The sequence below is a fragment of the Paenibacillus riograndensis SBR5 genome (assembly GCF_000981585.1).
Taxonomy (GTDB): Bacteria; Bacillota; Bacilli; order Paenibacillales; family Paenibacillaceae; genus Paenibacillus_AQ; species Paenibacillus_AQ riograndensis.
Window position 1 is genome coordinate 5,732,016 of the sequence record NZ_LN831776.1, and the last position, 12,256, is coordinate 5,744,271.

The window sequence follows — 12,256 nt, forward strand, 5'->3', positions numbered from 1 at the left end:
ATCACTCCTTTTTGGCGATAATCATAAACCGGTTCACATTTTCATAACCATATTTCAGGTAATTAAGCGGCAGCTTGCGGGCAGGAATGAAATTCCTGCGGGTATCGAATATGCGGAACCCTGCGTGCAATAGAGCCTGTTCATCTGCTTCAGGCCGGAGTACATTTACGAACGGCAGTTCACTGAGCAGGCTTTTTCCCTTGCTGCTGCGCTGCCGGATTCTTTTTTCTGTAATCAGAATCAGCATCCAGGATAAAGCGTACCAGAGCCTGCGGAATAATGACTTGTTCTCCTTATACATATAGTTGCCGTCAAAAACAATCAGAGTCCCGCCCGGCTTCAGAAGGCGGTGCCACTCCGCATAGGCCTTCTGCGGATCGGGCAGCGTCCACACCATATCGCGGCAGACGACTGCGTCGAAGCTGTTATCCGGCTCGGCAGTTAAATCCGCTGCATCGCCCACATATGCCTGGACTTTGCATCCATAGCGGTCAAAGTTTCGCGCAGCCCGTTCAATCATTCCCAGTGAAGCATCCACTGCTGTTGCCTGATGCCCCATCTGTGATAAGAGGATAGAGAAAAATCCCGGACCTGTTCCCACATCAAGTACTTTTTGACGGGATTTGAGGCCCATTCCCTGAATAAGCAGCTGCTTCCACAGTCTGACGGTTTTCCTGCTGCGGAATTGAGTCTGGATCACCTTGTCATAACCAACCGAGCTGGAGGTCCAATATTTAGAGATTTCTTGTAGCATCATTCTTCACCTACGTCCAGCTGATTCCAGAAAACCGGTGTGAAGGTGGTGTACCCGGGCTTGAAACCCTTCACCCGCTTATTCACCGCCATGACCTCGTCCGGAAAGTATAGGGCTCCAAACATGGCTTCCTCATACAGCCTGCCAAAGATCGAGTCATAAGCCTTTTGCCTCACCAGCAGATCCGTACTTCCTACCGCTGTATCAATGAATGATTCCAATTCAGCGTCCGACCAAGCAACAGCCGGTGCCTCCGCAGTCTTATGGAACAAGGACAGGAGGAAGGCATGCGGATTATAAGCATCGTCGTAGGTACGGTACATAATAAGGTCGTATGCCTTAGTGGTCCATAATGCATCGTAATACGCGTTAGGCTCAAGAATCTGAAGATTCACGGCAATACCTATCGCCTTCAGCTCGGACTGGATCAGCTCACTGACGGATTTCCATTCCGGAAACTCGGCTTGCTGCAGTACAAAACTAAACTCCAGTGCCGCGCCGTCCTTTTCAACTATCCCATCCCCATTAGAATCGCTATAACCGGCTTCTGCAAGAAGCTGTTTTGCTTCATCCGGATCGAATCCATACCAGGTATTATTCTGATCCGTCACATAGGGTACAGTTAAGGGGAATAGACCTTTGGCTTCGCTGCCGATACCATCCAGCAGATCATCGATAATGCTTTTTTTGTTAATGGCCAAATTCATGGCTTTGCGCACGTTCAGGTCCTGCAGAGCCGGAGTGTTGTAATTAAAAATCAGGAAATGCGAATTTGTTCCTGGTGCTTTTTGCAGACTCAAACTGGAGTCACTTTCGATAACCGGTACGCTTTCTACCGGAAGCTTGCCGGGCTGGCCTCCTGCAATATCTGCAGCCCCGCTTTGCAGCGCCAGCACTCTGGATTGCGGATCGGGAATAACCTTGAGAATAATTTTGGACAGCTTGGGTGCTTCCCCCCAGTAATAAGGATTTCTGACGAGCACTGCCTCCTGATCCGTCTTATAGCTCTCCGCCATCCATGCCCCGGTGCCGACCGCTTTGACAAATTTCCCGGTAACCGCTCCGGCGGGTTCTACGGCAGAAGGGCTGATGATTCGAACCGGTCTTGCAAAAGACAACTCCGTAAGGAACGGATAATAGGTTTTGTTGAAGGTCATGGTGAGTGTATGGTCGTCTATAACATCTATAGACTGCAACGCTGCAGCTACATTCAGCGAATTAGCCGGATCGTTCATCCAGCGTTCAAAAGAGAATTTAACCGCAGCGGCATTAAAATCAGTGCCATCCGAGAACTTCACCCCATGGCGAAGATGAAAAGTATACACTTTTCCGTCTTCGGATATGTCCCAGGACTCTGCCAATGCCGGCAGAATGCTGCCTTTTTCCCCATACTCCACTAATCCGTCATAGATCATCGCATGTACACTCATCGCACCTTTATAGGCACCGGCATCGAGCTGATCTATACCAGGGTCTGCCGATATGGCTACAGTGACCGCTTTCTCCTGCCCTCCGGGGGGTTGGCCTGTTGCATCGCTGTTACCGCTGTTATTGCTGTTGCTGCTGCACCCCGCAATCATTATGAATGCAGCCAGTATGATCATTACCAAAGATTGGGTTAAGCCTCTGATTCGCTTTGAATTTCTTGCCATCTCTAATGTAACTCTCCTTCTTCTAATTTCGGTCATCTGACTTTCTTAGCCGGGGGTCCTGTACAGGCACCGAAGCGATAAGTTTTTGGGTATACGGATGGACCGCCTGCTTCATCAGTCCGCCGCCCGTTTGCTCCTCCACAATCTGCCCCTGATGCATTACAGCTGCCCGGTCACAGAAACGGCTGACGACTGACAGATCATGTGTAATAAAAATATAAGCCAGCCCCAGCTGGGCCTTCAGCTCCTGCAACAAATTCATCATTTGCCTCCGCAGGCTGGCATCGAGACTGGAGAACGGCTCATCGCAGATAATCAGCTCCGGGCGAAGCGCAATCGCTCTGGCAATGCCGATTCTTTGCTGCTGGCCCCCGCTGAGTTCATGCGGATAACGGTACAAGTACCGCCCCTCGAGACCCACCAGCTCCAGCGTTTTTGCAACCCGGTCCCTGCGTGCCCTTACATTTCCCATCCCGTAATTTCTTAACGGCTCGCCGATGATTTGCTCCACTGTAAACAGCGGGTTGAACGAAGCGGGGCTGTTCTGAAATACGACCTGCAGCTTGCCCCGGATCCTCCGCATTTTGCTTAAGCTCCAATCTGTGAAATCTGTACCCTGGTAGAGGACTCTTCCGGAGGACGGCCGTTCCAATCCAAGCAGTAAACGGGCCAGCGTGCTTTTACCACTGCCGCTTCCTCCCACAAGTCCCAGATTTTCATGCGGCTTCAGCCGGAGCGACAGATGATTTACAGCCGCTATCTTTTGGATATCCGGCTTGAACCACCTCCCTTCCCGGCCATACACTTTACTCAGTTCTACTGCTTCGAGCAGATACATGTCTCCCCTCCTGAACAGATATATACTATTATGGTTGTTATCTGCTGCTAAGAAGCTGTCTTGTATAGGGATGCACCGGATTGGCAAAGAGGGTGTACACATTTCCGGCTTCCACAATCTTTCCTGACTGCATGACATACACATAATCCGCAAGCTCTGCGACGACGCCAAAGTCATGTGTGATTAACAGGATGCCCAGGCCCTCCGCATGTCTGATCCGATCCAGCTCCTTCAGAATCCGGGCTTGAGCCATAACATCAAGTGCTGTTGTCGGTTCATCGGCAATCAGAAGGCGCGCACCTGAGATTAGAGCGATGGCAATCATCACCCGCTGGCACATCCCGCCGCTGATCTGAAAAGGATATTTAGTGTACAGCAGCTCAGGATCGCTTAGGCCTGCCCGGCGCATCTGCTCCAAAGCCAGAGCTTTTGCCTCTTTTCTGGATACCTTTTTATGCAGCATCACCGTCTCTCTGATCTGCTTGCCTATGGGGAGCAGCGGATGAAGTGCGTTCATGGGGTCCTGAAAGATAATGGCTATTTCTTTGCTCCGCAGCTTCCTTAGCTCACGTTTTGAGTATTCTCGAAGATTATTGCCACCCAGCCAGACTTCTCCCTTCTCCACCCTGCCCGGCGGGTCCAGCAGTCCCAGGACAGACATGGCTGTTACGCTTTTACCACAGCCGCTTTCACCGACAAGCGCAACAATCTGCCGGGGCCTCACTTCCATGCTCACATCATCTACAGCCGTGACTGCCTGATCCTTGGTACAGAAGCTGGTCCGCAGATGCCGGATTCTCAGCAGCGGGGTCTCTGTTAACATGTTCTATAATTCCTCCTTCTGTCCCGGTTTCCGCAGCCCCTCTCCCAGCAGATTGAAGCCCAGGACCGAAAGCATAATCGCCAATCCCGGATATAACAGCAGCCGGGGTTCCGTTTGGATGTAGGGCCGGCTATCGTTCAGCATGACTCCCCATTCCGGTGTTGGAGGCTGAGCGCCCAGGCCCAGGAAAGACAGACCGGCGATCGAGAGCATCAGTGTACCGATTTCGATGGAAGCCAGCACCAGGATGGGACGGGTGGCATTCAAGAGAATATGCCGCAAAATAATCTGCAGATGCGTGGAGCCTCCAGCCTTGGCTGCCATAATGTAATCACTTTCCTTTATTTGCAGGACCATACTGCGGATCACTCTTGCATAGCCTGCCCACCACACTGCTGCAAAAGAGATAAGCAGGTTTTTCATGCTGGGGCCAAGCACCGCTGTAACAGCCAGAGAGAGAATGAGACTGGGAAAAGCCAGCAGGATGTCAATCACCCGCATGATCAAATGATCGATTATTCCCCCAACATAGCCAGCGAGCAGGCCAACCGGAATACTAATAGAAAAAACCGCCGCCAGTACCATCAGTGAATAATATAGTGAAGTCCGCGTCCCGTAGATCAGACGGGATAAAACGCAGCGCCCCAGATGGTCCGTACCCAGAGGATACTCCCATGACGGCATACTTAGCTTGTGTTCCATATGAATCTGAAGCGGATCGGATGGAGCAAGCCAAGGGGCAAATATTCCAATACATACGAACAGAAACACAATCATCCCGCCGGCTTTGGCCCCGTTACTCTTGAACATATGAAGGCGATACAAGACCAACGCCCCCCTTTCTGCCGTTTCACCGCATCCTGATTCGCGGGTTCAGCAGCAGATGGAGCAAGTCCACCGCAACGTTAATCAGGACAACGACAACAGCCATTATTAATACATAGCCTTGAATGACCGTGTAGTCTTTGGCAAAAATAGCTTCCACTGCATATTTGCCGATACCGGGCCAGGAAAAGATGCTCTCCACAATCACCGAACCGCCCAGCAGCCCCCCTATGTGAATCCCCAGCAAGGTGAGGCTGGGAAGAAGTGCATTGCGAAGCGCATGTCCGCCTATCACCTTCCATTCCTGCAGCCCCTTAGCCCTCGCCGCCTTGATATAGAGCTTGCCGAGAACCTCCAGCAGACTGGAACGGATCAGACGGATATAGATTCCCGCCATGCCAAAGCCGAGAGTACATGCAGGCAGAACCACACTCGGCCATCCCTCCATGCCCATCACAGGGAACCACTTCAGCTTCACCGCACCATAATAAATCAGCAGCAGGCCAAGCCAGTACCCTGGTACGGAAACACTGAACAGCGCACAGGCTCTTCCCAGACGATCCAGCAGGCTTCCCGGATAGAGGGCAGAGCCGATGCCAAGCGGCAAGGCAATCAGCATTGCCGTCAACAAGGAGCAGCCGCTAAGCAGCGCTGTAGCCGGGAAACGGCTCATAAGTTCCTCCCGCACCGGCAAGCCGCTGCTGTAGGATATTCCCAAATCCAGATGAAACACGCGGTACAGCCAGTGCACAAATTGCATATGTATCGGCCCATCCAGGCCAAGAGCATGTCTGGTGGCCTGGATGGCCTCCAGCGTGGGCTTGATGCCGTCTGCACGCAGCATAATCTCCGCCGGATCCCCCGGCGTTATTTGCATCAGTGCAAAGGTTATTATGGAGATGCCAAACAGCACGGGAATAATCTGCAGCAGCCGCTGCACCAGATACCGTAAAATGATGTTCAACCCCAATGCTTATTCGTAATAATTACGATTATAGCATAAAGTTTTAAAATTAATAGTCTAAATTTTACGTTCATATAAAACATGGCCGCTCCAGGCGGAGCGGCCAACGAATAATACCAAAGGGGCTTACTGCAACTTGATTTGAGGTAGAGGCAGAGAATCATTCTAATTTTAGGGGATAAGGGTTGTAGAAGTAGCAACGGTTACACCGTCCTCCACGGGGCAGCGCAGCCGCCTTGGTTCTTGCATATCCTGGAGAACGATTCCTCATGAATTCTACGGCAACTCTTTAAGTGGAAAAAGGTTAACTAATTTGCCGGAGTACCCTATCCTCGGGCAGATGAAGTGGAAAAAGGAACACTAATTCAGCTCATTTCGCCATTTGGCATGAAATATGGCCCAATTAAGTTTACTTTTTCCACTTAAATCCCATGATTACTTAATTTTCGGAAAAATAAGTTCCCTTATTCCAACTAGCACCTGTGAAGAAGCCGGTAAAGACGGATCGCCCTATTCCTTCACGATCTATCCGCAGCCGTTACGGACAGGAGAGCCGTTATGGATAGAAGATTCGTCTATTCCGCAAGACAACGGACTCAGATGCCTTTATTTCTCCCTTTTCCCTTTATTCCAGACTCCATCGAACGATATAACGGCTCCTGTGTCCGTAACTGCTGAAAAAGCAAGGTTTTTGACTAGATAAGGGCTCCTCAGTCCGCTCAGTCTGCGGATGGAACTCCAGCCCACGGTTGGATCCCTATCCTTCTGCATCGCTTATATCCTTTGTGGCTCCCAAGATATCCTCATTTTTTTGCACTGTATAATTTCCTATACAATGAAATAAGGGGTAAGTCGCTTCCCCAAAAACATATAAATTTTTATCTTTAATAAGAAAACGCTCCCGGTATACAGGGAGCGTTGGCTGGTTGGTTTGTGAATTCCGGTGAAAAAGAATGGCAATGAAGGGACATGGAATCAGTCCATTGTCGAATGATAAAGGTTCAATCACCACCTATACCGTGTCCCATAACTTGAATTAACATTTGAGTATTTCCGTCTGTTACAGGTTGGACGGTTACCACAGGTACAATAATTGCGATAGCCAGGCTACACGAAGCTAGAAGCATGATAAGTTTTCTTTTCATTTGCGTTCTGCACCTCTCTGATCAGAAGTTTGTATTGCTCTTTCTCTTCTTCATTTGCTCGATGCCGATAGTGTTCAAACAGATCGACACATTTGATTACATTACTTTCGTTATTGATTTTAGCAGATGATTCCAAACCCTGTAGGATGAAGTTAATCCCTTCATTACGATTATTATGTAAATAATAGGCCGCCAATTCAACGAGAAAACGGGCATATTGGTCTGCTACAATCTGCCGATTGTATTGACCAAATTCTGTGAAATTCGTCCGATAAGGGATATAGGCAGCAAACCGTTCCAGAATGTGATCAACATTCCAGTCGTACCGGTTAGCCGATATGATGATATTAAATAAGGCAGTAAATACCTCGTCACTTTGAGGGGAAATATGTTCTACATATTCAGGCAGTATTTCATGTTGTCCTGACATTAATTGATAGAGCATGGTGTTTGCAGTACCCCATTCCTGATATTGAGCTACAGTTCTCTTGGCATTTTCATCGTCTTCTTGTATCCAGCTTGCAACCATGTAGAGGGCCACGAATTTTAGTGCTGACTTGTAGTCTTTGTTTTCTTCACAAACGCTTGAACGTACCAGATGTGAATAAAGGATATAGCGGTAGAATGGTTTCTCAGGTTTTTTCTCGTTGTTCTGCTTGCGGCTTGAGTGCTGAAGGTTATAGCGAAGAGTAGCCAACCGGAGCAATTCCTGCGCCAGTTCATCCACTTTATGCCACTTGCGTAGGGAATAATAAACATTGATCAAATGATTTAGTCCATCCAATTGATCCGCTTCATCCAGCCGATCCAGATAACACTCAAAGAGGAGCGCCGCCTGCAAATTCTGGGTCTGATCGTCACCCAGGGCAATTCTAAATAGGCGGTATTGACATGCCGCCAGCCGCTCGGAATTTTGATATTTCTCACTGGCGCTCACATTCCTATACAATAACGCTGCTGCTTGCCACTGCCCCTGTTGAAACAACCCTTCCGCTACTTCAAACAGCATGGGAGCGTAGGTCAGATTCTCAAGCAGATTCTGCACTACCTGTTCAATACAGTCGAGACGGCCCAGTTCTGCCGAACGCAAAAGAAACGGCCGCAGCCGCCGCCAAGTAGGGGAAGAATAATGGAAGCATTCATCTACATATAAACTGTAAAAATGGTCCTCCGGTAATTGCATACCCTTGGTAATCCGCTCCAGATGATTCATGGCAATCGGCTGGTGCCCCCAACCACCCGGCTAAGTGTTCCAGCATTAATTCCGGATATTCCGGCAAATTGATTAATGGACATTCCATGCTGTGACAGATACATTGCTAATGCATCGCGAATCGTGGCTGTAGCCCCGGCATCATCCCGCCCCATAAACCAGCTTCCAGTTTAATACCATTGACAACCCTAAAATTCTGCATAAAATGATATACAATAATACCAATATACTTACTTGGTTATTTATTCGTCTGTAGTGTTTGCCGGTTCATGTACGGCGGCGCTCGTTATGTACAAAGGGGGCTTCGGGTTCATAATCAGCTGGATTCATGAAATGAAAAAATTCATCAGCATTATGATCTTTAGGAGGAGAATGAAATGAATCAAAAAACGCTCGTCATTACGCTGGGAGCCCTTGCTATTGCCATTAATGTCATTGCAGGAACTGTGGTCAGCAATTTAAAAATTCCTTTTCTGTTTCTGGATACCGTTGGCACTATATTCATTGCCGCCGTCTTTGGCCCCTTATGGGGAGCGCTCGTCGGCCTGCTGACAAACCTTGTGCTTGGTGTAACCTCAGGGTATACAGCTATACCTTTTGCTCTTGTAAATGTCATTGTCGGTCTGGTGGTCGGCTATGCCTCCCGTAAGAAAGGCTTCACCTTCTCTTCAGCCCTGGTCTCGGGTATTATTCTGGGCATTCTATGCCCCGCCGTGGGTTCAGTGATCGCCATTGGATTGTTTGGCGGATTAACGGGCGGAGTGCAGGATGTTGCGGTGTTATGGCTCAAGCAGGCAGGAACCAGCTTGTTCGCTGCCGCTTTTCTGCCGCGCCTTGGCGAGAACCTGATCGATAAAATTCTATCCGCCCTGCTTGTATATTACGTAGTCAAGAATCTGCCGCATTCTTTAATCAAGCGCCCGGCGCTTAAGAAGAAGGATAGTTCCCGTGCAGCGTAGCAAAAAGATTATTGTAGCCTCCCACTGCGTCATCAATCAGAATGCCGTAGTGGAAGGCGAGGCTCGAAGTCCAGGCGTGATGAAAGCGGCAGTCGACTGGACTTATGAGCAGGGGTACGGGCTGTTTCAGCTGCCCTGCCCGGAATTCACCTTCCTGGGGCCGGAGCGTCCTCCAATGACGGTCGAGGAGTACGATACCCCGGAATTCCGCAGCCATAACCGCAGCATTCTCCAGCCTGTTGTGGAACAGCTGAAAACCTATCAGGATCACGGGTATTCCATCGTGGGCGGCCTCGGAATCTCGGGCAGCCCCTCCTGCGATCCGGGCAAAGGCGTATTTATGCGCGACTTTCTGGAGCTGGCCGCAGAGAACGGGGTAGCCATTGATTTCTTCTGGCAGATTCCCAACACCGCTGACGGAACCTTCAATCCCGGGGATTCAAATAGTGTCTACGGCCCTACCCGTACGCCTGTAACCCAAAAGGGTGATGAGCAGCAATGATACGTATCCAGGATGTCACATTTTACTATAATGAACCCGATGAAGCCTCTGGGCACGCCGGTCTGAGGCCGGCGTTATCGAAGGTATCGCTCGACATTCAGCCGGGAGAGTTCGTGGCACTGCTGGGCCGCAATGGTTCAGGCAAATCCTCGCTTTCCCGCCTGCTAAACGGCATTGAGCTGCCGACGGAGGGAACGGTGACGGTTGACGGGCGCCGGACTGCGGAGCCGCATGAAGTACAGGAGATCCGGAGGGCGGTGCAAATCGTCTTCCAGAATCCTGAGAATCAGCAGGTTGGGCTTACTGTGGGTGAGGATATTGCTTTTGGTCTTTCCAATATCGGCTGGCCGCAGCAGGAGATCCGCAGCCGGATTGCCTGGGCGCTACAGCTTGTCGGGTTAGAGGCCGATGAAGAACGTCCGGTCACCCGTTTATCGGGCGGTGAGAAACAGAAGCTAGCACTCGCTTCTGTACTGGCGCTTGCCCCGCGCTATCTCATTCTGGATGAAGCCACATCCATGCTGGACCCGGTTGCCCGCCGCCGGTTCGTGGAAACCCTGCATGAGGTGAGACAACGGGTTCCCTTTACATTGATTTATATCACCCATCATCTGGAAGAGGTAATGGGCGCAGACCGCTGGGTGCTGTTCCGTGAAGGCAGGATCGTCACATCCGGACCGCCTTCAGGACTGCAGAAGGATACACAGCTGCTGCACGATTGCGGACTGGAGCTGCCCTATTATTATAAGCTTGCAGAATTGCTCCGCCGCAGCGGAATCCCCGCACCTGCAACTTTAAGTGAACAAGAATTGAGAGGATTGCTATGCAGATCATCTTAGACCATGTCTCCTTCACCTATAGCAAACGGCGTAAGAACAGACCCTTGGCCGGACCATTAGTGCTGGGGAAGCTGCAATTAACCGTGGACAAGGGCGAAATGCTGGCAGTTGCCGGCAAATCCGGTTCAGGCAAATCAACCTTCCTCCAGCTGCTGAAGGGATTTCTGTCACCGTCCGAAGGAAACCTTTATTTGGACGGGACCGATCCCCATCTGAACCGGCAGCCGGAGCAGTTTGACCGGATCGGATTTATTTTTCAATACCCTGAACACCAGCTGTTCTCTACCACCGTGTATGAAGACATTGCCTTCGGGCTCCGGAGCGCCAAGCTGTCCCCTGAAATTCAGGAAGCCAAGGTGCGCAAGGCCATGCAAGCCGTTCAACTGGATTACGGGAAATTTAAAGACCGGAGTCCGTTTGAGCTCAGCGGAGGGGAGAAACGTCGTGTAGCCATTGCAGGAGTGGTTGTCCTGGAACCGGAGGTGCTGATTCTTGACGAACCCACAGCCGGACTGGACCTGCAATCACGGACCGCGCTGTTTGATTTGCTCCATGCGATGAACCGTGAGCAGGGGATCACGATCATATGGGTCAGTCATCAGCTGGAAGAGATTCTTGAGCATGCTGCACGTATGATTGCGCTTATGGCCGGACAGTTTGTGGCGGATGGCGCCCCCTCCGTGCTTCTGTCAGATCCGGCGCTGCTGCAGGCCTTTGACTGGGAGGAGCCGCCGGCGCTGGCCGTATCCCGGATACTGCGGGAGCTTGGGGCTGCTGTTCAAGACAACCGGCCGCTTACCGCCTTGGAGGCCGCCGGCGCCATTCTCGCTTTGCACCAGAACCGGCAAGTATCCACTTAACACTTGAAGAATCAACCAGCTTATTGTAAATGAGGAGTGCGTTATGTCAGGCACAAGCTTTTTACTCTATCAAAAACGGAATTCGTGGCCGGAACGCTGGGACCCGCGGATGAAAATTGTGGCGGTGCTGCTTTTTGGCGCTGCTATGCTGTTCACCCATGATCCGGGGCTGAAAACCTTACAGCTGCTTATACTGATCCTGTTATGGGGGATCGCGAAGCTGCCTTGGCGCGTTCTGGTCCTTACATTACTTTCTCTATCGTTATTTTTTGCCTCGACAATGATTTATCAAGCGATTCTGCTGTCAGAGCCGGCCGACACCCTGATTCAATGGGGTCCCCTTCAATTCTCTACCCGGGGCCTGGTCAACGGAATGATGATGTGCGAGCAGATTGCCGGGATTGTGCTGCTCCTGTCGCTGCTGGTACGGACAACCTCGCCTATTGTATTGGCGGAAGGACTGGAGCTTTTGCTGAAGCCTTTAAAAAAATGGCGTTTTCCCGTTCATGAGGCTGTCATGATGTTCTCCATCGCCCTGCGTTTTCTTCCTATTCTTGTGGAAGAATTCGACAAGATCCGCAAAGCCCAGCTTGCCCGGGGAGGCGGTTTTCACCGCAAGGGGCTTTCCTCCCGCTTTGGCGGAGTGCTGCCCATGCTTATGCCGCTGTTCGTGATGTCTATTCTCCGCGCCAAGGACCTGGCGGTCGCCATGGAATCCCGCTGCTACCAGGGAGAGGAAGGAAGAACCCCCATCCGGATCTACCAGTTTAAGCTAAGTGATTATGCCGTTTTTAGCTTCGCTGTCTGTAATTTGTTGTTTATTTTTATTGGGTAACAAGGGAGCGTCCCCGGTGCTGAGCATGGCTGCCGGGGCGCTTCTTT

General features: G+C 50.7%; 13 protein-coding genes. 5 read left to right on the plus strand and 8 right to left on the minus strand.

Translation table 11 applies throughout. The features are described from left to right. Nucleotide 1 precedes the first annotated feature (1 nt). From PRIO_RS24360 to PRIO_RS37345, 8 genes are all read right to left on the minus strand, one after another. Nucleotides 2-757 carry a class I SAM-dependent methyltransferase gene (locus PRIO_RS24360; RefSeq protein ID WP_039786722.1) on the minus strand — a complete coding sequence of 252 codons (756 nt, stop codon included), beginning with the start codon at nucleotides 755-757 and terminating at the stop codon, nucleotides 2-4. After that, nucleotides 754-2,358: a nickel ABC transporter substrate-binding protein gene (locus PRIO_RS24365; protein ID WP_231869746.1), complete on the minus strand. Its 1,605-nt coding sequence runs from the start codon at nucleotides 2,356-2,358 to the stop codon at nucleotides 754-756. The genes PRIO_RS24360 and PRIO_RS24365 overlap by 4 nt, the downstream gene beginning before the upstream one ends. Nucleotides 2,359-2,428: 70 nt before the next feature. After that, nucleotides 2,429-3,244, minus strand: coding sequence for an ATP-binding cassette domain-containing protein (locus PRIO_RS24370; protein WP_020427206.1), 816 nt, complete (start codon nucleotides 3,242-3,244; stop codon nucleotides 2,429-2,431). Between the two features lie 37 nt (nucleotides 3,245-3,281). After that, nucleotides 3,282-4,067 carry an ABC transporter ATP-binding protein gene (locus PRIO_RS24375; protein ID WP_020427207.1) on the minus strand — a complete coding sequence of 262 codons (786 nt, stop codon included), beginning with the start codon at nucleotides 4,065-4,067 and terminating at the stop codon, nucleotides 3,282-3,284. A gap of 3 nt (nucleotides 4,068-4,070) precedes the next feature. After that, on the minus strand, nucleotides 4,071-4,877 hold the full coding sequence (nikC, locus tag PRIO_RS24380) for a nickel transporter permease (RefSeq protein ID WP_020427208.1): 807 nt from the start codon (nucleotides 4,875-4,877) through the stop codon (nucleotides 4,071-4,073). A gap of 40 nt (nucleotides 4,878-4,917) precedes the next feature. Continuing rightward, a complete protein-coding gene (gene nikB, locus PRIO_RS24385; protein ID WP_020427209.1) occupies nucleotides 4,918-5,856 on the minus strand; it encodes a nickel ABC transporter permease in 939 nt (312 codons plus the stop codon). Nucleotides 5,857-6,963: 1,107 nt separating this feature from the next. Next, nucleotides 6,964-8,214, minus strand: a complete 1,251-nt coding sequence (locus PRIO_RS24390; protein ID WP_331709817.1) for a transcriptional regulator — start codon at nucleotides 8,212-8,214, stop codon at nucleotides 6,964-6,966. After that, nucleotides 8,211-8,369 (minus strand): helix-turn-helix domain-containing protein, encoded by a 159-nt coding sequence (locus tag PRIO_RS37345; RefSeq protein WP_331709818.1) that lies wholly within the window; start codon nucleotides 8,367-8,369, stop codon nucleotides 8,211-8,213. The genes PRIO_RS24390 and PRIO_RS37345 overlap by 4 nt, the downstream gene beginning before the upstream one ends. Before the next feature lie 222 nt (nucleotides 8,370-8,591). On the opposite strand from PRIO_RS37345, the gene PRIO_RS24395 reads away from it, so the two are divergent. The 5 genes from PRIO_RS24395 to PRIO_RS24415 are packed head-to-tail and all read left to right on the plus strand — an operon-like array spanning nucleotide 8,592 to nucleotide 12,209. Beyond that, the gene (locus PRIO_RS24395; protein WP_020433203.1) at nucleotides 8,592-9,173 is read left to right on the plus strand and encodes a CD3073 family putative ECF transporter S component; all 582 of its coding nucleotides are present in this window, start codon (nucleotides 8,592-8,594) and stop codon (nucleotides 9,171-9,173) included. Next, a complete protein-coding gene (locus tag PRIO_RS24400) occupies nucleotides 9,163-9,675 on the plus strand; it encodes a CD3072 family TudS-related putative desulfidase (protein ID WP_020433202.1) in 513 nt (170 codons plus the stop codon). Before PRIO_RS24395 ends, PRIO_RS24400 begins: the two co-directional genes overlap by 11 nt. Continuing rightward, on the plus strand, nucleotides 9,672-10,514 hold the full coding sequence (locus tag PRIO_RS24405; protein ID WP_020433201.1) for an ATP-binding cassette domain-containing protein: 843 nt from the start codon (nucleotides 9,672-9,674) through the stop codon (nucleotides 10,512-10,514). The genes PRIO_RS24400 and PRIO_RS24405 overlap by 4 nt, the downstream gene beginning before the upstream one ends. Then, nucleotides 10,499-11,374, plus strand: a complete 876-nt coding sequence (locus PRIO_RS24410) for an ATP-binding cassette domain-containing protein (protein WP_046505100.1) — start codon at nucleotides 10,499-10,501, stop codon at nucleotides 11,372-11,374. The genes PRIO_RS24405 and PRIO_RS24410 overlap by 16 nt, the downstream gene beginning before the upstream one ends. Nucleotides 11,375-11,417: 43 nt before the next feature. Continuing rightward, nucleotides 11,418-12,209, plus strand: coding sequence for an energy-coupling factor transporter transmembrane component T family protein (locus tag PRIO_RS24415; RefSeq protein WP_046505103.1), 792 nt, complete (start codon nucleotides 11,418-11,420; stop codon nucleotides 12,207-12,209). The last annotated feature ends 47 nt before the right edge of the window (nucleotides 12,210-12,256 follow it).

Coding starts and splice junctions, on each gene's coding strand:
- PRIO_RS24375 (WP_020427207.1), bottom strand. CDS start 4,067: ATGTTAACAGAGACCCCGCTGCTGAGAATCCGGCATCTGCGGACCAGC.
- PRIO_RS37345 (WP_331709818.1), bottom strand. CDS start 8,369: ATGGGGCGGGATGATGCCGGGGCTACAGCCACGATTCGCGATGCATTA.
- PRIO_RS24390 (WP_331709817.1), bottom strand. CDS start 8,214: ATGAATCATCTGGAGCGGATTACCAAGGGTATGCAATTACCGGAGGAC.
- PRIO_RS24395 (WP_020433203.1), top strand. CDS start 8,592: ATGAATCAAAAAACGCTCGTCATTACGCTGGGAGCCCTTGCTATTGCC.
- PRIO_RS24410 (WP_046505100.1), top strand. CDS start 10,499: ATGCAGATCATCTTAGACCATGTCTCCTTCACCTATAGCAAACGGCGT.
- nikC (WP_020427208.1), bottom strand. CDS start 4,877: ATGTTCAAGAGTAACGGGGCCAAAGCCGGCGGGATGATTGTGTTTCTG.
- PRIO_RS24360 (WP_039786722.1), bottom strand. CDS start 757: ATGATGCTACAAGAAATCTCTAAATATTGGACCTCCAGCTCGGTTGGT.
- PRIO_RS24365 (WP_231869746.1), bottom strand. CDS start 2,358: ATGATCATACTGGCTGCATTCATAATGATTGCGGGGTGCAGCAGCAAC.
- PRIO_RS24405 (WP_020433201.1), top strand. CDS start 9,672: ATGATACGTATCCAGGATGTCACATTTTACTATAATGAACCCGATGAA.
- PRIO_RS24370 (WP_020427206.1), bottom strand. CDS start 3,244: ATGTATCTGCTCGAAGCAGTAGAACTGAGTAAAGTGTATGGCCGGGAA.
- PRIO_RS24415 (WP_046505103.1), top strand. CDS start 11,418: ATGTCAGGCACAAGCTTTTTACTCTATCAAAAACGGAATTCGTGGCCG.